The sequence below is a fragment of the Bradyrhizobium sp. C-145 genome (assembly GCF_023375135.1).
Classification (GTDB): domain Bacteria; phylum Pseudomonadota; class Alphaproteobacteria; order Rhizobiales; family Xanthobacteraceae; genus Bradyrhizobium; species Bradyrhizobium zhanjiangense.
The window spans coordinates 6,352,329-6,377,418 of the sequence record NZ_CP088150.1 but is presented as its reverse complement, the minus strand read 5'-3'; the positions used below and the strand labels follow the sequence as shown (position 1 = coordinate 6,377,418).

Sequence of the window (25,090 nt, the reverse complement as noted above, 5' to 3'; positions counted from 1 at the left end):
TCCCTTTGGCGTAAGGAGGTGCGCTAGATGAGCCGCAACGCCGCAATCTCGCGCGCGAGAAGCCATCTCGATTCTGGGGACTTCGAGACCGTGCTTTCGCGGCTCGTCGCCATTCGTTCCGAGAGTCAGAATCCGGAGCGAGCACTTCAGATAGTCGAATATCTCAACGAACTCCGCTGCATGCTTGAAGAGCTCGGCTGCGATTTCCAGCATTTGACTGCTGCAGGCACGGATTTCCTGTATGCAGAGCGCAGAGAAGCGGGAGCGTTACTGACGGTGCTCGGATATGGGCACGGCGATGTGGTTCGAGGAATGGACGAATCGTGGGCCACAGGAATATCGCCTTGGCGCCTCGCAAAGCTCGGTGATCGCTGGTATGGCCGTGGTGTCGCCGACAACAAAGGACAGCATGCCATCAATATTGCCAGCCTCCGCGCTGTCCTCGAGACGAGGGGTCGGCTGGGGTTCAACCTGAAATACCTCATAGAAATGGGCGAAGAGGTCGATTCCCCTGGCCTGCGCGAACTATGCACGATGCACAAGAACCTCCTCTGCGCCGATCTTTTCTTGGCGTCTGACGGACCCCGTCTATCCGAGCATCGGCCTACTATATTCCTGGGCTCGCGCGGATGTGTCACATTCGACATCTCAATTGACGCGCGCGAGAGCGCATATCATTCGGGCAATTGGGGCGGTCTGCTTTCCGATCCTGCAATCCAGCTTGCGCATGCCCTGGCCTCGATAGTCTCTCCGACCGGCCGCATCCTGATTCCAGAATGGCTTCCAGGTGGGCTGCCTGACTCCGTCCGGAGGGTGCTTGCCGATTGTGTCGTTGACGGAGGACTTGGCGGGCCTGATATCGATCCGGCTTGGGGCGAGCCGGGACTGACTCCGGCAGAGCAGGTGTATGGCTGGTGCTCGTTTGACGTTCTCGCCGTCACTTCCGGAAATCCGCAGACGCCGATCAACGCCATTCCCCCGAGTGCTTGGGCACGGTGTCAGCTCCGCTTCGTGGTTGGCGTTGATCACGAGGATATTTTACCGTCGCTTCGACGACACCTCGCGAAGTCCGGTCTCGACATGGTGCAGGTGACACTTAGCCCAGACGATGGCATTTTTCTTGCCACGCGCCTCGATCCTTCGGATCCCTGGGCTAGGTGGGCCCAAGCATCGATCGCTCGGACGACGCAGAAATCGCCGGCAATCTTGCCCAATTTTGCAGCATCGCTTCCGAACGACATCTTTGCCAACGTGCTGGATTTGCCCACGTTGTGGGTACCCCATGCCTATCCTGGATGCCGGCAACATGCAGCCAACGAGCATCTGCCGATCGGACTCGCGCGTGAAGCTCTGGAGATTATGGCGGGGCTATATTGGGATCTTGGTGAGCCAGATACCTTGCCTTCAGTTCGACGAGGATGAGCTGATCGGCTGCGCTTTGCTGGCGCCCGTGGGCCGGTGATCGCTTTTCGCGAAGGCCGTTGCGCATTTTCGAAGTACCGCTTCCCGGCTGATACGCCAAGCTCCGTCAAGGCGGCGCCGAGCGCCATCTTTGAGTTCGCACGCTGAAGGGGGCAAAGCACATGGGTGATGCATCGGATCGTCATGGCTTCGCTGGCAAGAGTTGCAATTGCTGCGAGCTTGGTCCTGCTCAGCCGAGCCTTGAGGCTGCCGTCTCGAACCGAGTCGAGCAGGCGCTGCTGCAGGGGCTGTTTCCGCAGCCGATGTTGCGGCGCGAATTGTTGCCAAAGCCCTCACATTAGCATTCGTGATCGAGTTCAGCCTCGGGACTGTCATTGCTGCACGGAGAACAAAATCTCACGATAGGCCTCACGAGGGTGACCCATTGCTCCCTTGACTGAAGAAAGGAGCCATCTCAGAAGTCCTCAACTCCCCCTGAGATATCGGAGGTCGAAAGCAAGAGAAACGACGGCGGTGCGCTCGATGCGCTGATCGACTTTTATCGCTGCCTCAACGCGCGGGACCTCGATGGTCTCGCGGTAAATTGGGCGGAAGGCGATGTGCCGAGCATGAACAATTCTATTGGCGGAATTCGTCGCGGTTGGCCCTCCATCCGTGATGGCTGTGCCAAGCTGTTCGGAGGAGCCGCAGTCGTGAACGTGACGTTTTATGACTTTTCCTCGCAAGGTGGAAGCGACTGGCACCTCTTCGTGGGGCGTGGGAAGGGCGCCTGCAAGACACCGTCGACTACCATCGACCTGCACTTCCGAACTACGCGCTGGTTCACGAGGATGAACGGCGTCTGGAGGCAGCTCCATCATCACGGATCGATTGAGGATCCCGCTCTGCTCGCCGAATATCAGCGAGCGATCTTCGGCTCTCCTCTACAGAAGCCGGTGTGAGGCCTCAAGCCAGCCCATCCCATGCAGGCCGGTCTGCCCAATCTGTGAATCGCTGACTTCGGAACCCGCATCTCCGCACACCGCGCAGCGAGAGCGTTGGGTCGCTCGCGCGGATAAGCCAGTCTCCGAGTTCAATTTGCGCGACGCGCAAGTAGAAGCGTAGCTCCCAGGCTAACCATCACGGCGCCCGACGCCCGTCGCGTCTTGGCAATGAATGACGGTCGCTTTGCAAACCCGGCTCTCGCCTTCGCAGCCCAATAGGTCACGATTAAGTCGACGCTTGTGTTCAGTGCAACCGAGATGAGCCCATACACGATGAACTGCGCGGCGACGTACGCGCTTGGGTCGACGAATTGCGGGATGAAGGCGAGAAAGAATGCGGCCGTCTTCGGGTTGAGCGCCTCGACCACGATGCCTTCGCGAAAGGCGCGATGCGCCCCCGTCGTTTGAACCCCTGTTGGTTCGAGGACTCGGGCTTCGCGCCATGTCTTGATCCCGAGCCAGATGAGATACAGGGCTCCCGCGATCTTCAGAAAAGTGAACGCCTCCGCACTCGCCATGACGAGCGCAGATATGCCGACGGCGCCGCCGAGAACGTGCACAAGCCCGCCCAGACCGAGGCCAACGCTCGATGCCAATCCTTCCGTGCGCCCGCCGGCAAGCGTTCGCGCCACGATGTAGAAGATGCCTGGCCCCGGTGTGATTGCGACAACGACGGCCGCTGCCAAGAACAAAACGAGGGTCTGAAAGCCAAGCATCGTTTACCCGTGATCGTGTTAATTTGGGGAACTCTCGCCTCAGCCCTGAACCGAAATGAGCAGTCCCACTTCTCGATCCCTCGGCTCCTCGCTTGCCGCAAGGCCGACGGCGACGCGGGTGCGGTCAGCTTCGGGACGGTTCTGGCTCATCTTGCGCTTGCCTTCGAACCTGGTGACGGGAATGCGCACCCCAACGATCCCGCGCAACTGTGCTGCGATGTAATCCGTGGGAGCTTCGTTAACGGTCCAAGGCGTCGCGCGCGGCCTCTCGTGAATGTTCGTAAGGCGTGTGACAACCTCCAGCAAGCGTTCGGGATCATGGAAGAAATCAACCGGGCCATGGGCGTGGACAGCGATGTAGTTCCATGTCGGCACCACCTTCCTGGTTTCTTGCTTGGTGGCGTACCAGGAGGGCGTCACATAGGCTTCTGGACCCATGAAGATTGCGAGGGCTTCGCCGATCGAGGAGGCCTTCCATTGTGGATTGGCCTTTGCCACGTGCCCGTACAGCACGCCGCGCTCGCCTTCGGTCTCATCGAGGAACAGCGGCAGAGGCGTCGCAATTGGACCGTCAGTCGTGGCGGTGACCAGATTGGCCAGCCGGGCAGAGCGGATCGTCGCTCGGATATTGTCGAGGTCATCGTCCCTGAAGGCGGGGGGCACATACATGGTGTTTCTCCATTCTGCGCCTGAGATAACGCCGGCCTGGTATGCATGAAACTGCCAGTTACTGAAAATTGTGGTAGTCCAGTTAGCCGCGCCGCTATCGGCGCTAACGAAGCTGCTCCACCGCTTGAGCCAGTAGTTGACAGCCATGCTCAATCTGGCGCGGCTGCAGGGCGGCATAACCCATGACCAGCCCAGCAAGTTCCGGCCGGCGCCCACGACCGGCATGACGTGGATCGAAGAGCGGAGAGACGGGGTAGATACCTACACCCCTCGCGCGCGCAGCCTCGATCAATATTGCTTCGGACGCCTGGGGCAGATCGCAAAACCAGACTACGACATGCAAGCCGGCTGCGGCGCCGTCGATCTGGATACGATCGCCAAATTTGCGCCGTAAGGCATCGAGCAGCATTTTCCGACGCTCGCCATTGCGCCTTCGGATGCGATTGACATGGCTCTCGTAGGTGCCGGTCTCGAGCATCGTGGCAAGCGCCTCCTGCTCGAACAACGGCGTGTGCCGGTCGATGCCCTGCCTGGCGGCAGAGAAGATGGACTGTAGTTCGGGCGGCACAACCAGGTAGCCGATCCTCAGCGTGGGCGAGAGCGTCTTCGAAACGGTACCAAGATAGATGACATTCTCGCTATCTTCGAGGGCGTGCAGCGGGGGAATGGGCTTGGTGTCATAGCGGTACTCGCTGTCGTAGTCATCTTCGATCACGTAAGCGTTGAATTTCTTTGCCCAGTTGAGTAACTGCTGCCGGCGCCCTATTGGCATGACGCTGCCCAACGGAAATTGATGCGACGGCGTCACGTAGGCAACGCGTGCTTCCGTTGTTGCGAGCCGCTCTGTGAGCAATCCGTCCTTATCGACCGGGATTGGCACAGCGGTAGCCCCCGTGGCCGAGAAGGCGTGCTTTGCCATCAAGTAGCCGGGATCTTCCATGACGAACCGATCGCCGGGGTCTAGCAGTAGACGCGCGCACAGATCGAGCCCCTGTTGCGAACCATTCACGACAATGATCTGATCGCTTTCGCATCGCACAGTTCTCGAGCGCCAGAGATAGCCCTGGAGCGCGGCGCGTAACCGCCGACATCCGCACGGATCGTCGTAGGCCAATCTTTCGGGCCGCTGCGTAATCGCGGCAACCATGGCCTTTTTCCACGCGAGCACGGGAAAATCCGACGGAGAGAGGTCGCCATACCGAAAGTTTGCCACGAGGTCGCGAACTCGCCCCTCCGGCCGCGGCGCTGCCTGCCTCACACGCTCGCCATACATCGACAGCCGCACCCTCCGCGAGGACGGCCGGGACTTCGTCCCGGTGTGCTCCATTTCAGCAACAGCTCTTGCAACGCGCGGGCGGGCGCCATGACGGATATTGATGAAACCTTCGGCCGCGAGTTGTTCGTAGGCGACTGTCACGGTGCTGCGCGACACGCCGAGCTCGCCGGCAAGCCCGCGAGACGACGGCAGCAGGCCATCGGCGCCATAAACATGCCCCAGGATCTGGCCCTTGAGGGCGTCGTAGATTTGACGTGCTCCTACGCTCCCAGTGCCCTTTGGCGTGGACGTCTTCATCTGGCCATCAAAGTGAGTTAGCGTCGCTTCGCAGTCGGGCTAGTCTGTAGGCTTTCTTGCTGAATGCCAACTAACTTTGCCCAAGTCGGAGAATGGAGCAAAGAAACCTCAATAGGAGGGTTCTTGTCGAAAGCCGCATGCCTAAGAATCGAACGTTGTCGCTTGCAGCCGCGGCATTGCTGCTCGGCATTGACACTCACAGTTCGTCCGTTGAGCCTGTTTCGCCGTCGATTGGTCAGGTCTAGACCTAGCAGCCCCAAATCGCGCCAGCCACCAGATTCTCGTTCAGGTGTTGTCCGCAGATCGGCCAGCCCTTACCAGCAGGCGCGTCGGATTTAGCGACGACATGTAGCCTCGCGGCCCAGTCAGGACCGATGCGCTTGGCCGCCCGTCCTTGTCGGCTGACCCGACTAAGACATAAGTCAGCTTGGTGAAGAAATCCCGATGCTGTACCGGCATCTCCTTTCGAATTGCCACCTTTGCATGCTTGCGGATGTTGTCATCCACACCAGCCCGCCGCTGGACTTCTAGTTCACCCGAGTGAAACGGAGACGAATCGCGTTCCGGCATCATGATGCACTCTCTACAAGCCTGCTATCGGGGCGCTGGCGGCATTGACTCGAACTTCGGCAAAGCCTCGATACGCTCAAGCCATCGAACGATGTTCTGATGGGCTTCAACGACACGCCGCCTTCCGGTGCGGCGCGCGTATAACTGTAGTATGCGATGTCAGCCACAGTGGGCAGGCCGGTCGCCACGAACTTAGGTTCTGCGAGATGCTCGTCCATCACCTTGAAGAGCCGATCCGCCAACTCGATGGACCGCTCACGATCTATCGATCGTCCAAACACGGTGCCAAGACGAGCGGTAGCTGGGCCAAACGCGAGCGGGCCGGCAACGACGGAGAGCTTACGCGTCTCAAGGAAACCCAGACCGAAACTCGCGAGGCGAGTTCGATCTAAGGTCGCGGCGTTGCAAGATTGAACACTACCATACGCGCGTGAATATATCCGCGCCCTTCAACTTGCTAGGCTTGCCGTTCTTATCAACGTAGAACAGCGTCCATGACGTTGGCATCTGAGGCCCGTTAACTTTTCCAACCCACTGGGTGAAAGAATTGCACTGGGCAAAAGTAACAACAAAATACAGTCCGGTTGGACGAACGGCTCCCGATGCAGGATAAGGGATACCCTGGCAAGCAAACCCTTGAGCATGGTTTGTGAAAGTCCCTTGTATTGACCCGCTATTAGCGGACCAAACAAACAGTTCTGAACCCCGTTCATTCTTCCAGTATGAGGGAGCAGGAAGCCCTTGCGCCCTGGCCTCGGCGCAAAGCAAGCAAAACTGAGCGATCAACAAAAATCCCAGAAGTCTCTTCATATTGAAGCCCCAAGAGAGTTCGCTTAAAAGTAGCAACTTAGATAACTACTTTGGTATAACTTGAGGTGACGTTCGCTGCTCTTTTCTCGCATTCGGCAACGGAATGCGGCGCATATGCACGAAATCAGGCTGGATCGCGGCGAAGTCAGCGTCCCTCGATCCCAGCGGCCTTGCTTCCCTGCGTCGGTTCGCCTGGGCGGCCGAGGTCGAGCCGATGCTCGGTTATTTTGGTGAGGCGCGCTTCCCCCGACGGGCGGGTCCTACTTCTTGATCTGCACCCGTTTTGCGGACCCGTCGAAGACGATGGATGCATCGGCGAACTGCGGGCTACGATGCTCTCACCGAAATCGTCGATTGATGGTGCCGAATGCAAAAGGGCGCTTCACCTGCAGCTGCGCGACGAGGTTCTGATCTCGAATCGCTACATCGCAACGCCATTGCTGACGCGATGATAGTGAGATTGCGGTCAGCACCCGTGCTTCACGGGCAGCTCTTGACGGTTGCCCGTTATCACGTCAACGAGAAAGAGCGATGAATGGGAATGGCAAGCTGAGGATGATGGATGTGATTGATCAAGCGAGCGCCTCGGAGTTGCCGCCCGTCTTGCATAAATCCTCACGACGTTTTTCCTGGATTCTCGCAATCGTGGTCATCTCCTTTGGTCTGTGCGCCGGGGCAGCCTACTATTGGACTGACATCGAGGCAGTTTTCGCGACATCGTCGGTGCATGAAGCTGCCTCAAAACCAGGCTTGCCACCTGAAGATAGGGAAGCTCTCTCGGAGATTCGATTAGGGCAACAAATGGCGAGAGATGAACTTGCAGAGCTCAATCGCAACATCGGTGCGCAACAAGCCGATTTGAAACGGATGGCGGACCAGATTGAGGCGCTCACCGCGAAGATCGAATCTTTGCAGAATATACCCGTGCCTGCCTCTGTGCTGTCGGCTCCTTCTCCGCCGGCCGCCCATCCCACTTTGAGGCCAGCGAAGAGAGTGGTTCAACCATCTAAACCAGAAGGGCCAATCTCGGTCGGGGGCGCGCCGCTGATTCCTGAGCCCGGCTCCGACCAGCGTTGATCCAGAATACGGCTCTGGCGTGTGAGGATCGAGCCGGAAGTGCCTGACCGCCGCCGGGTCGACTCTGGCTAGGATGCTAGGGGAGTGGCTGGAAACCAGGGCTTGCGCCCGCGGCCCCTTCGTCAGATCCCTGATCTGCTGAACAATGCGAGACAGGTAGAAAGGAGCGAGATTGTTCTCCGGTTCCTCGACGGCGATAAGCGTGAGGGCCGGCAGCGGCACTCCACCCGCCTGAAAGCCTGCTGCGGCGGGATCGGCGACAATGCCGGCTTCCACGTCGAGCGTCGCCGCCGTCATTGCCAGGTGAAAGAGGGAGCGTTGGCCATCGCTCAAATCATCCAGGCGCGCTCGCGGCCCGCCTCGTCGGGCCGGAAAACCACCTCTACCTTATGGATGAATTCCTGGAAGCGCAGATCGATCGGGCGGAACAGCGGCGTTGTGTCAGTACCCGCTGTATGTACCTCTTGCCATCGCCGCGTAACCGCTGCGGCGATCACGTCGACCGCCGGCTCGCCAGCGAAGGCGCCGTTCAGAATCGTACCGGTTTTGGTGAAGGTGTCGCGGACTCCTTGCGACCAGTTGATCGCGCGCCAGAGTCGCCCGCGCAAAAAGGCTGTAACCTGGGAGGCGCCATCGCGCGTCGCCGGCACGTAAATCATCTGAATGCGGGCACGGTCAGTCGCCTTGAGCTCAGTGCAATCAGCTTCCGTGTACTGCCCGAAAGCCCTGATCGCCCAATATTTCTGCTCGATCGTCCCGTCGAGCGATCCATCATCCGTCCACGTTGCCTCGAGACGCAGGCGGCACTTAAGCCTGCCGGCCTCGTCAGCGGCCATCTGGTGGAAGAATTCCGGAATCGCGGCCCCACCGTCGCCATCAAGCTCGGGAAAAGCGATGATAGCTTCCAGCACGAAATTCCGCTGCGGTGGGGCCACGAGTTCGCTGGCAGGGACATGAAAATCTTGACGCCGTAGTCTTCTTTGCTCGCCGGTCACGCCGAAGAGGCGCTGAAGCGCCTGCATGACGGCTGTCTTTCCCGCCCCGTTGACGCCGACGAAGGTCGTGAGCCCGCCGGTCAGGTTGATCGTTGTCGATGCGGCCCCGAAGCAACGGAAATTGGTCAGAATGAGCTGTTCAATATACATTGGTGCGCGTTCCCCCAAGAGCTGCGCTCGTTTGCTTTGTTTCGGCCACGACGCCCGCGTACGTCATCTGACGGTGCGTTTCCGAACCACGGTCTGGCTCACGATCCGGCGATTGATTTTGACTTTCCACGCACTTTGCGCGTCTGAGAGATTTCTCTTCCGCATCGTCTGCTTCAGGAAGGTGTATTCCTTCTCACTATACAGGTAGCCCATTCGGAAGGCGTGTTCGATTAGATCGCTGTTGGCGTTGGCAGTCAGGTCCTTAGCGATCCGCTTTAGACCGTCAAACAAATTGCCCGTGTCAATCTGGATGAAGCGGTTGATGCATACATTACCGACGTAGGTCTCGTTGCCATTGAGGCGGTTGCGGATGTAGCAGTGCTCTTTGATCTCCTGGCCGCACGGGCATTGGTCGAATTCTTCGCTTATCTCGACCGCGACAAGGGACCATTCGCTGCGGGCGATGTCGAAGCGGCGCGACACGGAAAGGGGCAATATGTGTGCTTTCAGTCTCTCGAAGTTGCGTCCCTCCATGTTGTGCCTCGGCTACATCTGGATACGCGGATGCGACGTCCGCTCACCGAATACGGCATCGTCACCCTTAGACGTCGCGGCGTACATTGGTCGGCACCCTGCGATGATGCCAACTTGGAGCCCTACCAGTTCTTGCATCGGCCAACCATCGTACAACGGACGATACTGCGGCCAGACCCCCAACGCGGTATCAAAATCGCGGGCGTTGTCTCCCCATTTCATTGGCGGTCTCCGAAGCGAGCAGCTGTGGTTTGTCCGCCTTCCGCGCGGCGCCATACCGGTTGTTCTCATCGAACTTTTCTGTGTCCGGAGATTGTGGGGGATCCACGAAGCCCGGATAAGGAAGTCTTCGTCATCGTGCCAATTGGCAACTCCAACAACACCATCCGTGTCACCCCAAGCATTCCGGTCTGTGTGATCGAAACTATAATCTGAACCCGGATAAAAATAGGTATTCTTGGACTGTGTCGCGTAGAGTTTGAGCATGAGAACGCCATCAGCGATCTGCTCGATATAACCGCTCCCCCTGTAGCTGACGGCGCCTCCTGTTCCGGGAGGCCGCACTAAGGACAGCTCGGGAAAGTCGATATACAGCTTGCGCTGCTTGAAATCGGATAAGGCGCGATTGGGGTCCATGAAGCGTTATGCCCATTCTGCTTCGAGCGCCGGCAACGAGCTATGTTCGGTGGATGTGAGGTCCAGATAGGTCGGGCCTGGTCGGCTAAGATCCGCGGGCATTCGAGCTGGCCTTTATCCGCTCGCGCTCGCGCTCGATTTCGGGAATGAGATGCCGCGGAAGGTGGATATTGTTCTTCACCCACGCCCACAATGCGTCGTTCTGGGCAAAGTGGGCGGGTCCCGCCGTAAGTGGATCGTAGAGACGCCGGACCAGGACGGGCTCCCGGGAAGACCAAAGATAGGACGTCGGCGGATGCTCGAAACCGGAAGGCGCGAATGGGAAATTCCAGGTCAGTGCGGCACGCATCAGCTCGTCGCCGCGCTGCCCCCCATGGTGCTCTCGAGAAGTGAGTTCAATCGCCATCGGCCCGGATAGTGCGCGAGAACCTCTCTGTTTGAGAGGTTTGCCGCACCATCATAGGGTTTGCCGAGGACATAGGCCTCCAGCGGACAGCACATTCGTCGTATCGCGAAAATCGCTTGGTCGAGTTTCCAGAGATCTTCCGGGCGCCTGCTGTAGCCAAACAGCTGATAGCGATTGTCTGCGCGGCCATCGCGATATAGCCGCTCGATGAAGTCTCTCACCGTCTCGACATGCCAGTACGGCTCGGGCATATCATCGTCCGGCCTTTGAAAGGCGGCGGGAAGCAGCTCGGGCGCAAGAGGTGCTACGTCCGCAAATAGAGCGACATTGTCGTGGCCGTGAGGCTTTGCGCTCCGTCCGTTCAAGAGCAGAACGGCCTTCAAGTACTTCTCCAGCGCATGAACGGCGAGCCAGTAGAAGTCGACGTTCAACTGCTGATGAAAGCACCAACGAGCCAGGACGTAGTTGTCGTCGGCGGTCCTGATGAAAAGCTCATCGATGATGCTCTTCTGATCCGAAAAGAGGTCGTTCAATATCTCTGGCACAAATCACGCGGTTGCTGAAAAAGGGACGCTCAACCGCCAATTATGACGGCAGACAAGCCGGCTTGTCGAGCTGCCCGGACGGCGGCCCGGCTGTGGCATTTCACCCTCCGCAGATATACGGCACGCATTTTAGTAGGTGAGAAGCTCGCGCTGCAGCGAAAGCAACCCCTCGTGATTGGCGGGCGCCGCGGCGCGCAGCTTCTGCGAGATCGGAGCCTATAAGATCACTCCCGATCCGGACGGCTTCAAAGTCAGCATCTGAAACTCAACTCCAGGGGGCGGTGGGCCAGGATCGCCGTCGCCCGCGACGAGGCCCGGGCGCGATGGCGCCGCTTTCCGCCGGTGGGCATGGGTGCAGAGCTGGAGGTGAAGACGAGTGCCCCCGGGCAGTTACAATGCGACATAATTTAGCCATATTTATAATTACAATAAATCCTATTCAATTTGGATGAGGTTATGCCACTCAACCTTTCGAACAACGAAGCGCTCGGCCGGACTTATGCGGCCGCGCGCATGTTGGCCGGCCTGGACCAAGCAACGCTGGCCGCGCGAGCAGGGCTTTCCGCGGGCACCGTCAGCAATGTTGAGCGCGGCCGGGATTCGAAGGCGGACACGCTGAAAGCGATCCGCCGTGCTCTCGTGAAAGAAGGAGTTCTCCTGGCCTTCAGTCGAAATAACGGTCTCGCATCGGTGGCGATCTCATTTGCGAGCGAAGATGAAGAAGAGGAGGGTGAATGATGAGCCGCTACTTTGGCGAATTCAACCGCGTTAAGGGCGACAATATCCGGAATGCCGCCCGACGTCTGCGCCGCCGCGGAATCGATGCTACGGTTCTCGCCCATCGAACGACTTTGGAGATGATAAGGCCTGACAGGATGCCGTGGGCCGACTTTGCCAACGCTATCCGATCCCAATTGCAGCCACGACGCGGCTCAGCGATGATCTCGAGCGAGCGTACAGGCAACACCTTCATCTGTAGTTTTGCCGGCAACCAGACCGGCCGATTTAGGCTTCAGTGATCGGAGCCACCCATGTCGCTCGCCTTCCACGAGACTGAGGCGTGTGAAGGGGTTGTGCAATATATCGAGCGTCGTGAGGGCGCTATCCGCCACGACGTAAAGGCTCAGGATAGGGATCCAAATACGCCACCGGATGTGCGGGTGGAATTGACCCTCAGGCTCCAAGGAAGCCTGTACGCGATTGAACACACGGGGATCGAACCTTTCGATGGATTCATGGCCCATCAAAACCGGGCCGCGGATCTTTTTGACCCCATTCAAACCCTTGCGACATTGGCATTGGGCCCCTCCTGACGAACGGCACTGTCATCGAGTTGCAAATGCCGCTCGACGGGTTGACCGGCCTCAAGATGGCGGACGTTCGCGCAGTCCAGACTGCACTTGTCACCTGGATCTCGTCCACCACCCCGACGCTTCCGACGCGCAAGTACGCTGACTATAACGGAACGCTCCTGACCGTGCAGCCTGCCGGCGTTCCCTTTTCGGTATCTATCATCCGCTTCGCGGGCGTCGCCTCGCTTCCCGGACGAGTCCAAATTAAACATCTCGTCCCGCCAGAAACGCAAATCTCGCGAGTCGAACGGATCGGGCGTGCCTGTGAGAAGAAATTTCCGAAGCTTGCTCGCTGGAAGCAAATGCACGGCGCCCGTACAATCCTCGTGCTTGAAGACAACGACATGCAGCTCACGAACCCGTCGGCCGTGGCCCATACATACTTGCCTATCGCTGCCACGCGCAGCGATCGACCTGACGAAACCTATATGGTTTCGACATTCACTACGCCTTGGTATGCGTGGCCACTTCTGATTGACGGGCGGACCTATTTTGACCTCGCTCAGTTTCCATGACCACACCTTCTCCAACCAACATGCTCCATTCGCCGCTCCAGAAGGCTATCGATTCATTTGCGGAGTGGCGGGACAAGCACCTTCAGATCGAGCAGGACACGAGCGCGATAACAACCCCACTGTATCACTATACGAATGCGGACGGCTTCAAAGGCATTCTTGAATCCGGCAGCATCTGGTTCACGGACTATCGGCACCTGAATGACCCGACCGAGTTGCTTCACGGGATCAACCTGTCGCATGTCGCGGCACAGAAGATTGCCGCCGGCGCGGACGGGCGCGTCCGGCTTTTCCTGGAATGCCTGGCCGACATGTTCCGGCGGGATAATTTCACCGGCGCGCTGGAGTTCTTCATTACGTGTTTTAGCCGCGCGCGCGACGATCTAGGCCAGTGGCGGGCCTACGCGGACAATGGCCGGGGCGTCGCGATCGGCTTCTCTCCATCTCTCTTTGCGATCACAGCACATCCTCCATTAGGTCGCCTTCCAGAATTCGTCGGATCCGTCCACTACGCCGATGCCGAGATCGTCTCTCGCCATTCGCTGCATCTGAGGAAGGCCGCGGAGCTCTTCCTGGCCGCGGCCAATGCCAATCGAAATATGCTTGCTGATCGGGCCATCGGAATCCCGTTCATGCAAGACTTTGCGCGTGAACTAATTGCATCGCCGCTCATCTGGAATTGCCTCACCTCGAAGCATTCAGGTTATATCCACGAGCAAGAGGTCCGGCTTGTCATCATGGGGACGCTCTCTGCGCTCTCGTCTCATATCAAGACTCGCTCAAGGGCTGGGGGAACCCTGCGATACATTGCCCAGCCGATACAGATCCGAGCGCCCCGGATGATCAAGGAAATTGTGATTGGTCCCGCAGCCCCACCGGATGCAGAACGGAACATACGTGCGTTCCTGGTTACGCTCGGCATAGATCAGGACGTTGAGATTGTGCGCTCCGCGATTCCCTATCGGGTGTCCTGAGGATCAACTTTGCCTGAAGACGTGGCCGGCCGCCTGTGGCGACAATGACGAGTGAGTTTTCATGCGCGACGAGTTTCCAGCTCCCATAAGGTCTGCGCTTGCGCTCCGAGCTGCTTATCGCTGCTCGATCTGCGAGGCGCCCACGGTCGGTCCGAGCGACAAGTCGACTGCGGCGGTTTCGAACATAGGTACGGCCGCCCACATCTGCGCCGCCTCCGAGGGCGGACCTCGCTACGACCGGACGATGACGAGCGAAGCACGCGGTCGATCGACAACGGCATTTGGTTTGCGCTGATCATGGTCGAGCAATCGACAATGATACTGTCACCTATACGGCCGAAATCCTACTTCAAATGAAGCGCGAACATGAGAGTCGAAGCAAGCAGGCCCTCATGGGTCGAACGATCCAGCCACAACCACCTCACGATCTTGTTGCTCTTGGACCCGATATTGTCTGCGTTGGCGACCTAACCGGCGCAATCGGCGCACACTGGCGGTTTACACTCCATCATTTCGTTGCTGGTGCATTTGCGGACTTACTGCGCTTCAGAAAGAGCGACCCTCAGCACCCCCTACGATCGCTACGTTGTTGCCACGAGCCTCGGAGGAGGACGCTCCCTCATCGGTCCATTGAGAATCGAGCGCCACTTAGGAAAGATCATCGTCGAGGGCGTCGTCGCGCCTGACTTTCCCCGAGATCTGGCCGCGACCCTGCCGACGGACGTGGCGTTATCCGTCGAGCACGATCTTTTGGCCGACGCCGGAAGAAGCATCACAACCGTCAGCGGGCTCGACGCGCTGCCGCAGACGCTGATTACCTGCCTGTCGATGATGCGGGGCGAGAGCCCCTTTCATCCAGACTATGGGTCCAGGCTAGCTGAATACTGGCACTGCTACGTTGGCTCACCCTGGCTGAATACGCTTATCAAGCTCGACGTAGCCCGCTTGGCTTCGATACCTTACGGAGACCCAGTCTTGAACCAGCGGTACACACCATTGCGGTGTGTTGAGCGCGTGGAGAAGGTTGAGGTGATTGGATCGCTGGAGCGCGGCCGGTTGCCTATCCGCCTCGAACTGATGATTGCCGGCGTTGGTTCTTGGTCGCGCGCCTGCGGATTTTTGTGGCCCCGATGATCGACGAAGCAGCGGGAGAATAGAATGGCGGGTTCGCGCGGTTGATCAGGTGCCATACTCGCGAAAGAGAGTTTCGCTCGCCGTGGTCTAGCGCTTCAAGTCCTCCTTCCAAAGCTTTCCCAGTAAGCCTGCGATTCGCGTTAGAAGAGAGCGTATGATCGGGCGACTGACGAAGTTGGTCTCTTGAAATGTCCCGTCTGGCAGCACGGAAACCTCTTTGCATTCAAAGAGGCCAGTCGGGAATGGCTTGCGCGCCCAGTAGTTATGAACAAGAAGTGGCTGTCCGCTATTTCGAACATAAAGGACCGCGCCGGTTGTTCGATTTTTCTCGGGTGTCCAGCCACCATCCTTGTCGAAAATCAACTTGCCTTTGTCGGGACGTTGCTTAGGTAAGACGAACTTCAGATTCCCGTAGAGGGCACTCTTGATGATCGTTTCGTCTGGGACATCTAGCCCGTCGTGAAAGATCGTCAGGAGGCACGGAATGTTCTTGTATTTCGTGCCATTCTTGAATTGATCGTTCGCGTTGCCAAGTACTTCGCGGATTCGTTGGGGATTCTTCAGCCTCTTTGCAGGCAAAGCTGAGGCGGCCGTGATCAGAGAGAAGCGATCCGAATGCTTCGAAACCACGATGGCCGCGAGAAATGTCTCGTTCGGCTGCAGGAAAGCACCTGCTAAGGCGGTGCGCTCCGTTCCGAATGAGAAGTATTGCGTCACCTGCTGCTCGAAAGGATCAGCATAGATGCTATCCGGACTCCCATAGATTCCCGTTAGCGATACGCAGCTGTGAAATTCGACAGCGCCATGTCTTCCTGTCGCGACAGAGAACCGGACAAATTGCTTTCGATTTGGACTTCTTGGAACAAGCGCGACGATTACATCCGGGGAGTCGCCGTCCTCAAAGCGCTTCAAGCCGCGCTTCAGAAGTTGCACAACGCTTTTGGCGTCGCGCTCGGAGAAGTCGTCATGGACGTAGGCAATGCCCTGTCCGGTTTGCTCGATGTTAGCGGTGCGGTCTCTAAGATCCCGAAACGCCCTGCTGAGCTTCTCGGAATCCTCTGGCCTTTCTAGAGTCTTCACCTCGCACCAGAACGGCTTTTTCCCTTTGCAGTAAAAGTCGGGCTTTTGGCCCTCCTTGATCCACTTGGGTTCCGGTTCGAAAGAAATGCCTGCCCTGTTGAGAAGTTGCTCGGCTCTCGCGTTGCTCAATAACTATCCCCGTGCCTGTCACAGCTTGAAGTCGATGAGTGTCGCTTTCTTCTTTCGTCGCTCGCTATCAACTCCGAAGGCGATAGCTGGTCGTCGCGGTGCTGCGAACTTCAAGTCTCAATCAAGCCGCGGCTGTATCAGTTGTTCTCGTCAGGCTCGTCTGCGTCTCGGGATTCTCGAGGGATCCACGAGGCCGGGATTAGGAAGTCCTCGTCATCGCGCCAATTGACAACGCCGACCACACCATCCACGTCCCCCCAAGCATTCCGGTCTGCGTGATCAAGAACGATAATCTGAACGCGGCCCTCGAAGCTTTGATGAGCGCGCGAGAGGCTGGAGAAGATGCGTTGGGTGCTTTCGATGTCTGTCAGATGCCTGCGGCGCCTAGGCCGCTGGGCCTGTCCGCCTGCCGGCTGTTCCCCCTTGATGAATGCATCGAATGTGTCGCTCGGAAAGTACACCTGGCTGGGCTGATCGATGACAAGGAAGGACGGTACTGGGTTGGTTGTGCCGCGGGCTAGGAACACCCCATGAAGTGCTAGAAGCGCTGCTAGATGGTACGCCATCCAATTCTCTCCGCTGCCGATCTCCCATAGATAGTCAGGGCGATTTGCACCCTCGCGTTCGAACTTGATGTTTAACTCACGTTCGTCGAGGACTGGTTTGCCTTCCGCACCTGCGACGCCCATCGCTTCGATAAATCTCGGGATGTAGCCTGATATCTGATTGTGAACTCGTTCTGCTCGGCTCTGTCGCTCCCGCTCATTGGCTTGGGCGTTGAGATCCGCGATCTCCTTGCGAAGCGCCTCTGCGCGGTCGGCGAGTCCGCTTTCGCCTTCGACCTCTCCGAGCATGTTGAGAGCTTGCTCAGTCGAGCCAATAAACCGATAAACGTTCTCTAAGCTCTGACTGCGGCCTTGCTCGACATCGACTTCTGCTTCAAAGGCCTGTCGCGTCTGCCGCAATGCCAATAGGTCGCGCTCATGTCTCAACAGCTCTTCTTGGATCGCGATAATATCTCGATCCACCATCGGCTTGGTCGAAGTCGTGCTTGCCGCAAGGGCAGAGAGTTCGGCAATGGGCTCTTCTAAATTAGCGAGTGCCTGTTTGGCGGCATCGGTGTCCGATCCACACAGGATGCACGTCTCTGCATGGGTTTGAGCCCTGAACCATCCAACACCAACCACACTGGCGCGCTGCTCTTGCAGGATTTCGTCATAATCAAGCACGGAACGGGCTAGGCTCTTCAATTTGCGAAGCCGCCGTCGATCGGCGCTAATCTTGGCATCAAGGGTTTCCTCGCGACGGCGAATTTCTTTGAGCCGTTCCACGGCGGCCGTCACTCTGCCTGCCGTAGCGATCGTATGGCCGCCGGCGTCCACGACCTTTTGAAGGAGTCCGATCAAGAGCTGCAGGCTTTCTGGCGGTTCGCCAGGCGGAAGCAAGCTAAGCTCTTGAGCCCGATAGAAAGCGCCTCGTGCATTCGCCTTCCAGTTGTCGATCGCATCGCGTCGTGTCCGCAGCTCCGTCTCTATCTGGCGAAGCTCATCGCGAAGAAGCCTTAACCGGTGGGCGCGAACTAAATCTTCATTAGTCACAATGCCCATGGCCAACGGAAGCACCTGCTGGAGTTTGGTGCGGTGGGACTGTGAATCCGCTTTAAAGAGAAGCGTGTAGGGATTAGCGACTATATGCTGTGGCAACAGGTTAAAAGATGCCATGTCGCGGAAGCTTGCCCGGCTTTGCTCCCCTTCCGGCACGACGCCAAGATTTGATAGGCCTGACATCGCATCGAACATTGCTTTCAAACGTGCAACATTGATTGTCATCGTTGGCCGCCTTGGGAGTGGTCCGTCCGTGTCGGCACCTTGCTGTAGCCAGATATCGTCCGAAACCTGCCGAGCGGCTGGTTTAGGACGAGCGATCCGCATCGGACCTACGTCAGTCTCGATCTCCAGCCCGTACCAAGATGCGAGATCGCGAATGTAGCCAACCGGTATCGAACAGGTTCCCGACCCCAGAACGTAGTTGATAATGTCGACGATCGAGGACTTACCCGTACTGCTCCAACCGGTCACTACGGACACTTTCTCGACGTCGAAGGGTACCCTTCTCGGGTCGTGGTTTGGGTCCTCCGGCCATACGACGAGCTTCATTGACTTAAAACTCTATGACGAGTTGTCGTTGGATTACCTCGAAGGGCTCCAGCGCAAACCATGCGCCGAGCCTTTTCGCTGCGGCGATCATTTCTCCTGAGCTGGAAGGCTCTCGCAGAGCCACCGGCAAATCTGCCCCACCCAAGGCCCGAAACGTGGGAAAGCCACTCCCGCCGTCGCGCTGGAGAAGCTCTGACGCAACACCAACCTGCAGCGCGACGAGTGATGCGCCAAATGCCCCTTCTACCCTCGACTGCAGGCCACCTAGCAAATCCGGTCTTTCGGCGACTACCTTGAGAAACCGACTGTCGAAGTTCATGCGGTGTACTTTGTCGACAGTATCTCTGTGAAAGAGAAGGCCTGCACCCACGAGAAATATCGGTAAACCCGGAGCTGGTCCCTCCGCCGTTTCTCCGTACTTTCGGGCCAGATGCCAGAAGCATCGGCTGAGGAGAGCTGGATTGCGCGCAAGAAGCTCCTCGTGGTCATCTCTCACGCTGTGCCTCCCTAAAAAAGTTCGGATCCCACCAAACTTCATCTTCCTCAGCCAGACGGTGATAGTGCCCGGACGTCATGTAGAGTTCGTCGCACATTTGGCCATCCAGGCTTTCACGGTGCTCGTAAGTAGTCTCAGCTAGCACAGCCTGGCCAATGGTGTTGTTCGTGGATCCCTCGAGTTCTCGTCGTTTTCGGCGCATTAGGTTGCTCCAACGTTCCCTCAGCCGATTTGAGCGGTTGCGCCACTCGGCATCGGGCACGTCTCCGGCCCGAACAAGACGGTGCTTTTCGATACTGAACTTGAGGAAATGATCGACGGCTTGAACTACGTCCTCATTCTCAGCGCGGATCCGTCCAAGATGTTCGACGAAATTTCGTGCAAGCGCCCCCTTGCGGTCCTCTTCGTTGACGATGATGTCAGCCGACGGCCGAGGAAGAAATCGGCGCTTAGCTTGCTTTTCTTGCAACGCGTAGCTTTGGATGAGGATCTCTCGGCGCGTGATCACACCTGGCCGTCCCTCCGACCATTCGATGCGAAGCTTCGTCGTCAACCAACCCAGTAGGCCCTCTATGATGTCGTCTGCATCGGCGCGAGGATTCAAACCGAGCCCATTTGCTAAACTCGCTCGTTCGCTGGAGGGATCCTCGGCCTCGACGATCTCAATCGTTTCGATGAGCGCAGCTAGATCTGGATCGCTCCTGGATAATACGTCATTTATAACACCTTGGATTTTCGACTTAGAGCGCGATGCTCCGATCTCTCGCATCGCCCTGACGACTTCCGCGCTTTCGATCTCTCGCTTGGCTCGCTTTTTGAGCAGAAGCGCAATCGGGGAAGACACCCACTGATTGACGAAGAACAGCCGGCGCTCGACGTGGCGACCGTCTGGACTTTCTCGGTGGCGAAGCCAAATTTGAAGCGTCCGCCAAAAAGCTCGGCTACGATTAGCCAACAACTGAACGGTAGTCTGAAATGAGCTCTTGTCCTGTTCAACCAGGATAACCTTGCCATCGCGCATGATAACGACGTCGTCGACGTGTTCCACTGCGACGGCAACGTCGCTGCTCGCCGCAAGCGCCAAGTGATGCAATGCACGATCAAGCTGCAGGATGTAGCCTGCAGCCTGTGCGGCGACAGTATTATCGTACCTGGAATCCAAGACCTTCCGGCCGTTGCAAATCTGTCAGAAGAACATACAAAACATACAGTTGTGGAAGCGATTTGCCTATCGTCTGAGTAAGCCTATCCCCAAGTGGGATCTGGACGGCAGCCGCCGCCCACATCAAAGTGCGTGAACGCGGTATTTTGACGCGCAAAGCGCTCCAAGCCTATCAGGCAATGCAAACACTAAGATCGTGCGACGAATGCCCACTTTCAGCCGGGTAAGCCCGGTGGTGCGACCGGTAAGTCATTGATTGTTCTCAGCCCGGGGCTGTCTCTTAATCAGCGGGTCCCAGGTTCGAGCCCTGGTGCGCCCACCAAACAAATCAAGACCTTAGCGAGAGAAACCGTTTGAGAGGACCGAACTAAAACGGTTTTTCAAACGGTGATTTTGGCGGCCGATCGGCGGGTCCACTCTCGGCATTGTGATCTACTCTGCTCGCCTAGGCAGAGGCGAAGCCGACTCGAACGCTGCCGGACAGAACCGCTTTCCTTGTTCTAGCTGTGTTAGAGCCGCCCGACATGGCCGGCATTTTCCCACTTCCGTTCTATGTCGTCAGCGACGCATTGGGGCGGCTGCGCCGCGCTGCCATCGAAATAGTGTTTGAAGTCGACGTGAACCCTCATGTTGTCCGGTCGATAAGCCGCGATGCGGTCGTACAGGAGAACCGACCCTGCCTCGAAGCGGCGATAGACCGATTTGTGCATGGGTGATCTCGACTCCTCAGTCTTCGGATCGATGGGAAGCTCGCGAACTCCGGCCTTGAGGAAGCCACCCGCCTGTTCATTGTGTTGGGGGCCGGCAGGATCGGGTGACAGCCGCAGGACACTGCTGTCATGTTTCAGGCCGCCCGGGATGAGCGAGGCTCCGGCGAGCAGCCAGTTCAGCGCCACATCCGACAAGCGGGCTTCATTTTCCAGATAGCCGCCGCCGACATCAGCATGCACGCCCGGAAACCAGACCTGCTCGAAGTAGAGGTTGCCGAGCGCGTCGCGTACGTCCTGCTTCTCGGCCGTGGGCGACCAGCCGACCCGCTTGAAGTCGGCGCGGTTTTCGTCGATCGAGATCGCATGCTTGGCATAGCCGACATTTGGATTCAGCGTCGTGTCGTAGAACTTGTGCTTCGGTGGGGCGAAATGCACGGTCCGGAGGCGCCTCAAGAACCCGTAGCCGGGCAAGGATGGCGCGATCTTGAGATAGTTCATGAGAAAAGCGATCAGGGCTGCGGCGACGCCGAGGTAACTCAGACTCCAAGCTCCCCATCCCGCCCATGGAAAGACCGGCTGAAGGAAGCCACCGAGCCAGTGCACTCCGATCAGCAGTGCAATGCCGGAGGTCACGAGCGCCGTGCCGAGATATTTGTGCCCGAGGGCGGCGACCGTATCGAACACGCCGACGAAGTATGGAAAGACGTTCGCCCGCTCGGCGCCGTTGATGGTGGTCGTGCTACCGTACTGCTGTCTGAATTGTGCGGCGATCGCGTCTCGGGTCTCTAACAGAAACTGCCGGTATCCAAGACTCTTGCGCGAATAGGATGGGCAAAATTGATAGACATCCTTGACGGCGTGCTCGGCCAGCTTGTGGATGCTCTTTGGATCGCGGTGCAGGGGCGAGCCATCGGGCATATGGCGCGGGATGCCACAATAGGTCATCACGCCGGCAACCGATCGCACAGTGTAGGCCCCCCGGCTGAAACCGATCAGAAAAACGCGGTCGCCTTCCTCATAAAGGGCAATGATAGCGGCGTAGCAATCGACGATGTTCCGCGTGATCCCGAGGCCGGTTGCCATGCTGGCGAGGTTGTAGAGCCAGCGCATCCAGCCGATCTTGAAATGACCGCCATCCGAGGCCGAACCGAGACCGGCATCGTAGAAGGCGACCTGTTCGGATGGTTCGACCTTCGTGTCCGGGCCGACGCGGCAGGCGCGGTAGAGCTTGTAAACGTTCGTCCGCGCTTCGTCGAAATTGATTCCGCCGGCTTGGCCTGTGCCGTCGGAAAAGATCACAATATTCTTCGGCATCGCACACAATTCCCCCAAAGTGCGCCAAAGGCCGATCTGTATCACAGATTGCAGGGGTCGGAATGTGAGCTGACCCACTTGCTCACAACTCGACTGAATGCGGGTTCTGGTTCCAGGGTCACACATCACGAGATGTTTGGCGATTGGTTTCCGAGGCAGCAGACACAACGTTGCAAGTTGTGTTATTTCAGTACCGCCGATCGATCAGAAGTGAAGGCCGCCGAGTCGCTGGCTGGGCTTAGCGAGGAATTTTCCTTGGTGGCACAGTGGCGAATATCTATCGCTGCCGAGAATGTCATAACCTAATTGGGAAGAGTAGGGGCCGCCCGGTCGGGTCCGTCTCCATTGATTAAGTCAACGGTCTCGCCGACCTCTGAACGACAGTTTCGCCATGTCTGAGCCCGACCAACAGAGCGAAATGAAAGAGCCCAGCCCTCCCGGCTGGAGGAGGCGCGGCGCGTCATCGAGGAATATGCCGCCGATCTCCGAGAGCTTATCCAGAAGCTACGCCGCAAGATGAACTAAGAGCGCACGCAGCCAAGACGCGGCTCAAAACAACAGTCCAAGAAGAAGTAAGGCGGCCTCCGCTGGCCGCCTCTTTCACACACAACCCGTGTCCGGTTATTGCGCTTCGCAGCCGTGCTACTAGGCTCACTGTTGGTCGGCTTCTCGAGAAGGCCTGTCGCCCAAACTGCTCATCTTGAGCCGTAGCGGACTTGAACGACCCAAGTCGCATTTCGCGCTAGCGTGTGAGGCGGTACAAATCACCACGGAAATGCTGAGTCTTTCGCTGTTTCCGAGTGCTGACTGGCCGACTCACCGCTTTGGCACCTCTCGGCCGCATGGGCGTTAGCTGGGATGCTGGAAACGATAGAAAAGCTGCGGCGCCATGTTCGAATCCTGGTAGATCTTGGCCGCATTGCCGGGCAGAACTCCGACATCGATAGATTTCTCGATCAAGCGGTCGTGCAGGTGGCTCGCGCTGTCGAGGTGGATCACGCTAAGATCATGCGCTATCGCAGGTCAACGGCAGACTTGCTGATGGTCGCCGGCGTCGGCTGGAAGACTGGCGTTGTTCGAGCTGCGACCTTTCCGGCCGACCTCAAATCGCCGCCCGGTCTGGCGTATCAAACAGCGGAACCTGTCTGTCTCGCGGATACAGCATCGGCGCAGGGTTCGTCATCTCCTCCATTCTCCAGGAGCACGGCATCGTTTCCCTGGCAAACGTACCCGTACTGATCGATGGAGCGGCGTGGGGCGTACTTGAAATCGATAGTTCCGTCGCCTGTGACTTCACCGAGGATACGACCGACTTCCTGACTGCAGCTGCCGCAATCATCGGCGCGACCGTGCAACGCCGAACGGCCAGCGATATTGACGCCGCGGCAATGGCTGAAGCGGCGGCAAGCGTGCAGCACCGCGAGATCCTGCTTCGGGAGCTTCAGCATCGGGTCAAGAATAACTTCCAAATAATCCTTTCCTCGATCGGAATTCAAAAACGTCGATTCGACGACCCGGCGATCCATCGTGCCCTGGACCATGTCGCCAATCGCATCAACGCAATCGCGCTGGCACATGACCAGCTTGCTATCCGTCAGAACGTCTACGTGGTGAACGTCGCCTCTTACCTTCGGGCTCTCGTGATCTCAATCGAACAGCAGGTCGACAGAATCGTCATAGACTTCGAAGCCGACGAGACCGAGCTTTCGATTGAGCGAGCGGTGCCGCTTGGATTGATACTCAATGAAGTCGTAACGAACAGCATCAAACATGCCTTCGACGAAGCTGGCGGCAGGATCTCGATAACTTTGCAGACAGGCGTTGGCTTCGGCGAGGGCCGGCTCACCATCTCCGACAACGGGGGCGGCATCAAAAAGCCCAACACAGACGGTTCAGGTCTGAAGCTTATAGACTCGCTGGCGCGTCAAATTGGCGGCGAGGTTCACCGAGAGAGTAGTCCGATGGGAACCTCAACTTCGATCCTTTTCCCGCTCATAAGTTGATCACGCGAGCCTTGGGTAAGGATTGGGCCAGCCGGGTGGAGCCACTTAGAGCGGGTAGCCCTCGGAGCTATAGCTTGGAATCCAGTGCCGCTAGGTTTTTTGCCAGTCAGAAGGAAGGTCGGCTTGCATTTTCCGTCTCCATCACGGGTTAGAGCAAGCACTTCAGCCCCGATGACGTTGGAACCCAATCGTTTGAACTAAGCCGAGGCTGATAGGAACGACTTAACAAACGTTGCATTGCCCTTTCTAAGCGAAGGGCCAAACATGACCCGGTACTACTTGGATATCCGGGACGACGCTGGCCTTTGGCCGGACGAGGAAGGTTGAGTTCCATTCTCAGCAAGAGGCAGAGGTGGATGCCGCTGAGTCGCTGGATGGCGTGGCAAAGGAGTTTGCCTCGACAAGGCAAGACGTTGCGGTCGAAGTGCGGACGGACATTGAGCGTGTGTTTCAAGCCGCGTTCATCTTCGACAGAAGCACGATGAAGCAGTAAAGCTTGGCAGCCTCGCATCGAGTCGCGTGGCACGGTTCACGCTGCGCCGCATCTGGAGGTCGCGCCTAGTTCTTGCTGGGCGCTCGGATCGTCTCAAGAACTTCGCCGTTGGCATCCCGGACGGTTACGGTCCGCCCGGTGTGCTCGGCGATGCGCTCTGCTATCGCCAGTGCTTCATCTGGATCGGCGAGATCGAGCGTGATCATTGAAAGCTTCGTACCCGATCCAACAACGACAAGCCTCTGACTGCTCCTTTGGGCGGCTGCACGCCAGGGGATCGCAGCCAATCGTTCAGGTGGGATGCCGCCTCCGCTTGCCTCGCTCGTCGGAGAAGCAATTCCCGAGACAGGCTTCCCAGTGGTTCCGTTTCAGCCGCGTCCCTAAATCGTTTGGCCTCTACCGCCAACCGTTCTTCAAAACTCAGCGTGTGTTTAACTCGTCGCCGCAATTGGCCCATGACAAGCCTCCTCGCAAACTGCTCCCTCG

27 protein-coding genes and 2 pseudogenes are annotated in these 25,090 nt (G+C 57.9%); 12 read left to right on the top strand and 17 right to left on the bottom strand.

Translation table 11 applies throughout. The features are described from left to right. Window positions 1–27 precede the first annotated feature (27 nt). Together LRP30_RS30135 and LRP30_RS30130 are read left to right on the top strand one after the other, a co-directional pair. Complete coding sequence (locus LRP30_RS30135; RefSeq protein WP_249757109.1) at window positions 28–1,422, top strand: M20 family metallopeptidase; 1,395 nt, start codon at window positions 28–30, stop codon at window positions 1,420–1,422. Window positions 1,423–1,901: 479 nt separating this feature from the next. Continuing rightward, window positions 1,902–2,363, top strand: coding sequence for a nuclear transport factor 2 family protein (locus LRP30_RS30130; protein ID WP_249761858.1), 462 nt, complete (start codon window positions 1,902–1,904; stop codon window positions 2,361–2,363). 131 nt (window positions 2,364–2,494) lie between these two features. On the opposite strand, the gene LRP30_RS30125 is transcribed toward LRP30_RS30130, so the two are convergent. The 5 genes from LRP30_RS30125 to LRP30_RS30105 all read right to left on the bottom strand — a co-directional run bounded on the left by LRP30_RS30125 (window position 2,495) and on the right by LRP30_RS30105 (window position 6,743). After that, window positions 2,495–3,121, bottom strand: coding sequence for a LysE family translocator (locus LRP30_RS30125; RefSeq protein ID WP_249757108.1), 627 nt, complete (start codon window positions 3,119–3,121; stop codon window positions 2,495–2,497). A gap of 39 nt (window positions 3,122–3,160) precedes the next feature. Continuing rightward, window positions 3,161–3,790, bottom strand: coding sequence for an FMN-binding negative transcriptional regulator (locus tag LRP30_RS30120; RefSeq protein ID WP_249761857.1), 630 nt, complete (start codon window positions 3,788–3,790; stop codon window positions 3,161–3,163). A gap of 103 nt (window positions 3,791–3,893) precedes the next feature. Beyond that, window positions 3,894–5,363 carry a PLP-dependent aminotransferase family protein gene (locus tag LRP30_RS30115; protein WP_249757107.1) on the bottom strand — a complete coding sequence of 490 codons (1,470 nt, stop codon included), beginning with the start codon at window positions 5,361–5,363 and terminating at the stop codon, window positions 3,894–3,896. 285 nt (window positions 5,364–5,648) lie between these two features. Then, on the bottom strand, window positions 5,649–5,936 hold the full coding sequence (locus LRP30_RS30110; RefSeq protein ID WP_249757106.1) for a hypothetical protein: 288 nt from the start codon (window positions 5,934–5,936) through the stop codon (window positions 5,649–5,651). Between the two features lie 414 nt (window positions 5,937–6,350). Beyond that, window positions 6,351–6,743, bottom strand: a complete 393-nt coding sequence (locus tag LRP30_RS30105) for an avidin/streptavidin family protein (RefSeq protein ID WP_018322452.1) — start codon at window positions 6,741–6,743, stop codon at window positions 6,351–6,353. A 531-nt stretch (window positions 6,744–7,274) separates the two neighbouring features. Between LRP30_RS30105 and LRP30_RS30100 the strand changes: the two genes are divergently transcribed. Further along, window positions 7,275–7,820, top strand: coding sequence for a hypothetical protein (locus tag LRP30_RS30100; RefSeq protein ID WP_249757105.1), 546 nt, complete (start codon window positions 7,275–7,277; stop codon window positions 7,818–7,820). A gap of 126 nt (window positions 7,821–7,946) precedes the next feature. On the opposite strand, the pseudogene LRP30_RS30095 reads toward LRP30_RS30100, so the two are convergent. The 6 genes and pseudogenes from LRP30_RS30095 to LRP30_RS30070 form a co-directional block, all read right to left on the bottom strand. Further along, a pseudogene (locus tag LRP30_RS30095) lies at window positions 7,947–8,117 on the bottom strand (hypothetical protein); the annotation flags it as partial. Between the two features lie 32 nt (window positions 8,118–8,149). After that, window positions 8,150–8,965 carry an AAA family ATPase gene (locus LRP30_RS30090; protein ID WP_249757104.1) on the bottom strand — a complete coding sequence of 272 codons (816 nt, stop codon included), beginning with the start codon at window positions 8,963–8,965 and terminating at the stop codon, window positions 8,150–8,152. A 63-nt stretch (window positions 8,966–9,028) separates the two neighbouring features. Continuing rightward, on the bottom strand, window positions 9,029–9,499 hold the full coding sequence (locus LRP30_RS30085; RefSeq protein WP_249757103.1) for a hypothetical protein: 471 nt from the start codon (window positions 9,497–9,499) through the stop codon (window positions 9,029–9,031). 12 nt (window positions 9,500–9,511) lie between these two features. Continuing rightward, window positions 9,512–10,135 (bottom strand): hypothetical protein, encoded by a 624-nt coding sequence (locus tag LRP30_RS30080; RefSeq protein WP_249757102.1) that lies wholly within the window; start codon window positions 10,133–10,135, stop codon window positions 9,512–9,514. 85 nt (window positions 10,136–10,220) lie between these two features. Next, window positions 10,221–10,484 (bottom strand): hypothetical protein, encoded by a 264-nt coding sequence (locus LRP30_RS30075; RefSeq protein WP_249757101.1) that lies wholly within the window; start codon window positions 10,482–10,484, stop codon window positions 10,221–10,223. Continuing rightward, on the bottom strand, window positions 10,484–11,074 hold the full coding sequence (locus tag LRP30_RS30070) for a HEPN domain-containing protein (protein WP_249757100.1): 591 nt from the start codon (window positions 11,072–11,074) through the stop codon (window positions 10,484–10,486). The genes LRP30_RS30075 and LRP30_RS30070 overlap by 1 nt, the downstream gene beginning before the upstream one ends. A 468-nt stretch (window positions 11,075–11,542) precedes the next feature. On the opposite strand from LRP30_RS30070, the gene LRP30_RS30065 reads away from it, so the two are divergent. The 6 genes from LRP30_RS30065 (at window position 11,543) to LRP30_RS30040 (ending at window position 15,061) form a co-directional block, all read left to right on the top strand. Beyond that, window positions 11,543–11,824, top strand: coding sequence for a helix-turn-helix transcriptional regulator (locus LRP30_RS30065; RefSeq protein ID WP_249757099.1), 282 nt, complete (start codon window positions 11,543–11,545; stop codon window positions 11,822–11,824). After that, a complete protein-coding gene (locus tag LRP30_RS30060; RefSeq protein ID WP_249757098.1) occupies window positions 11,821–12,105 on the top strand; it encodes a hypothetical protein in 285 nt (94 codons plus the stop codon). Before LRP30_RS30065 ends, LRP30_RS30060 begins: the two co-directional genes overlap by 4 nt. Window positions 12,106–12,117: 12 nt before the next feature. After that, the gene (locus LRP30_RS30055) at window positions 12,118–12,399 is read left to right on the top strand and encodes a hypothetical protein (protein ID WP_249757097.1); all 282 of its coding nucleotides are present in this window, start codon (window positions 12,118–12,120) and stop codon (window positions 12,397–12,399) included. 26 nt (window positions 12,400–12,425) lie between these two features. Beyond that, the gene (locus LRP30_RS30050; RefSeq protein WP_249757096.1) at window positions 12,426–12,953 is read left to right on the top strand and encodes a hypothetical protein; all 528 of its coding nucleotides are present in this window, start codon (window positions 12,426–12,428) and stop codon (window positions 12,951–12,953) included. Beyond that, a complete protein-coding gene (locus LRP30_RS30045; RefSeq protein WP_249757095.1) occupies window positions 12,950–13,927 on the top strand; it encodes a DUF2971 domain-containing protein in 978 nt (325 codons plus the stop codon). The genes LRP30_RS30050 and LRP30_RS30045 overlap by 4 nt, the downstream gene beginning before the upstream one ends. A 630-nt stretch (window positions 13,928–14,557) precedes the next feature. After that, on the top strand, window positions 14,558–15,061 hold the full coding sequence (locus LRP30_RS30040; protein WP_249757094.1) for a hypothetical protein: 504 nt from the start codon (window positions 14,558–14,560) through the stop codon (window positions 15,059–15,061). Between the two features lie 87 nt (window positions 15,062–15,148). Here the strand turns inward: LRP30_RS30040 and LRP30_RS30035 are convergent, their stop codons facing one another. From LRP30_RS30035 to LRP30_RS30015, 5 genes are all read right to left on the bottom strand, one after another. Then, window positions 15,149–16,270, bottom strand: coding sequence for a hypothetical protein (locus LRP30_RS30035; protein WP_249757093.1), 1,122 nt, complete (start codon window positions 16,268–16,270; stop codon window positions 15,149–15,151). 137 nt (window positions 16,271–16,407) lie between these two features. Next, complete coding sequence (locus LRP30_RS30030; RefSeq protein WP_249757092.1) at window positions 16,408–18,099, bottom strand: DUF3732 domain-containing protein; 1,692 nt, start codon at window positions 18,097–18,099, stop codon at window positions 16,408–16,410. A 331-nt stretch (window positions 18,100–18,430) separates the two neighbouring features. Continuing rightward, window positions 18,431–18,922 (bottom strand): three component ABC system middle component, encoded by a 492-nt coding sequence (locus LRP30_RS30025; RefSeq protein WP_249757091.1) that lies wholly within the window; start codon window positions 18,920–18,922, stop codon window positions 18,431–18,433. Next, window positions 18,912–20,084, bottom strand: a complete 1,173-nt coding sequence (locus LRP30_RS30020; protein WP_249757090.1) for an ABC-three component system protein — start codon at window positions 20,082–20,084, stop codon at window positions 18,912–18,914. Before LRP30_RS30020 ends, LRP30_RS30025 begins: the two co-directional genes overlap by 11 nt. A 509-nt stretch (window positions 20,085–20,593) precedes the next feature. Continuing rightward, on the bottom strand, window positions 20,594–22,276 hold the full coding sequence (locus LRP30_RS30015) for a DUF2235 domain-containing protein (RefSeq protein ID WP_249757089.1): 1,683 nt from the start codon (window positions 22,274–22,276) through the stop codon (window positions 20,594–20,596). A 690-nt stretch (window positions 22,277–22,966) separates the two neighbouring features. Between LRP30_RS30015 and LRP30_RS30010 the strand changes: the two genes are divergently transcribed. The 3 genes and pseudogenes from LRP30_RS30010 to LRP30_RS30000 all read left to right on the top strand — a co-directional run bounded on the left by LRP30_RS30010 (window position 22,967) and on the right by LRP30_RS30000 (window position 24,111). Then, window positions 22,967–23,347, top strand: a complete 381-nt coding sequence (locus tag LRP30_RS30010) for a hypothetical protein (protein ID WP_249757088.1) — start codon at window positions 22,967–22,969, stop codon at window positions 23,345–23,347. Next, window positions 23,317–23,397 (top strand): annotated as a pseudogene (locus tag LRP30_RS45280) (hypothetical protein); the annotation flags it as partial. The gene LRP30_RS30010 and the pseudogene LRP30_RS45280, both read left to right, overlap by 31 nt. Before the next feature lie 99 nt (window positions 23,398–23,496). Next, window positions 23,497–24,111: a sensor histidine kinase gene (locus tag LRP30_RS30000; RefSeq protein WP_249757087.1), complete on the top strand. Its 615-nt coding sequence runs from the start codon at window positions 23,497–23,499 to the stop codon at window positions 24,109–24,111. A 558-nt stretch (window positions 24,112–24,669) separates the two neighbouring features. Here the strand turns inward: LRP30_RS30000 and LRP30_RS29995 are convergent. Continuing rightward, on the bottom strand, window positions 24,670–24,810 hold the full coding sequence (locus LRP30_RS29995; protein WP_249757086.1) for a hypothetical protein: 141 nt from the start codon (window positions 24,808–24,810) through the stop codon (window positions 24,670–24,672). Window positions 24,811–25,090 lie beyond the last annotated feature (280 nt).

Coding starts and splice junctions, on each gene's coding strand:
- LRP30_RS30135 (WP_249757109.1), top strand. CDS start 28: ATGAGCCGCAACGCCGCAATCTCGCGCGCGAGAAGCCATCTCGATTCT.
- LRP30_RS30125 (WP_249757108.1), bottom strand. CDS start 3,121: ATGCTTGGCTTTCAGACCCTCGTTTTGTTCTTGGCAGCGGCCGTCGTT.
- LRP30_RS30120 (WP_249761857.1), bottom strand. CDS start 3,790: ATGTATGTGCCCCCCGCCTTCAGGGACGATGACCTCGACAATATCCGA.
- LRP30_RS30115 (WP_249757107.1), bottom strand. CDS start 5,363: ATGAAGACGTCCACGCCAAAGGGCACTGGGAGCGTAGGAGCACGTCAA.
- LRP30_RS30110 (WP_249757106.1), bottom strand. CDS start 5,936: ATGATGCCGGAACGCGATTCGTCTCCGTTTCACTCGGGTGAACTAGAA.
- LRP30_RS30105 (WP_018322452.1), bottom strand. CDS start 6,743: ATGAAGAGACTTCTGGGATTTTTGTTGATCGCTCAGTTTTGCTTGCTT.
- LRP30_RS30100 (WP_249757105.1), top strand. CDS start 7,275: ATGAATGGGAATGGCAAGCTGAGGATGATGGATGTGATTGATCAAGCG.
- LRP30_RS30090 (WP_249757104.1), bottom strand. CDS start 8,965: ATGTATATTGAACAGCTCATTCTGACCAATTTCCGTTGCTTCGGGGCC.
- LRP30_RS30085 (WP_249757103.1), bottom strand. CDS start 9,499: ATGGAGGGACGCAACTTCGAGAGACTGAAAGCACACATATTGCCCCTT.
- LRP30_RS30080 (WP_249757102.1), bottom strand. CDS start 10,135: ATGGACCCCAATCGCGCCTTATCCGATTTCAAGCAGCGCAAGCTGTAT.
- LRP30_RS30075 (WP_249757101.1), bottom strand. CDS start 10,484: ATGCGTGCCGCACTGACCTGGAATTTCCCATTCGCGCCTTCCGGTTTC.
- LRP30_RS30065 (WP_249757099.1), top strand. CDS start 11,543: ATGCCACTCAACCTTTCGAACAACGAAGCGCTCGGCCGGACTTATGCG.
- LRP30_RS30060 (WP_249757098.1), top strand. CDS start 11,821: ATGATGAGCCGCTACTTTGGCGAATTCAACCGCGTTAAGGGCGACAAT.
- LRP30_RS30055 (WP_249757097.1), top strand. CDS start 12,118: ATGTCGCTCGCCTTCCACGAGACTGAGGCGTGTGAAGGGGTTGTGCAA.
- LRP30_RS30050 (WP_249757096.1), top strand. CDS start 12,426: ATGCCGCTCGACGGGTTGACCGGCCTCAAGATGGCGGACGTTCGCGCA.
- LRP30_RS30045 (WP_249757095.1), top strand. CDS start 12,950: ATGACCACACCTTCTCCAACCAACATGCTCCATTCGCCGCTCCAGAAG.
- LRP30_RS30030 (WP_249757092.1), bottom strand. CDS start 18,099: ATGACAATCAATGTTGCACGTTTGAAAGCAATGTTCGATGCGATGTCA.
- LRP30_RS30010 (WP_249757088.1), top strand. CDS start 22,967: ATGCTGGAAACGATAGAAAAGCTGCGGCGCCATGTTCGAATCCTGGTA.
- LRP30_RS30000 (WP_249757087.1), top strand. CDS start 23,497: ATGGCTGAAGCGGCGGCAAGCGTGCAGCACCGCGAGATCCTGCTTCGG.
- LRP30_RS29995 (WP_249757086.1), bottom strand. CDS start 24,810: ATGATCACGCTCGATCTCGCCGATCCAGATGAAGCACTGGCGATAGCA.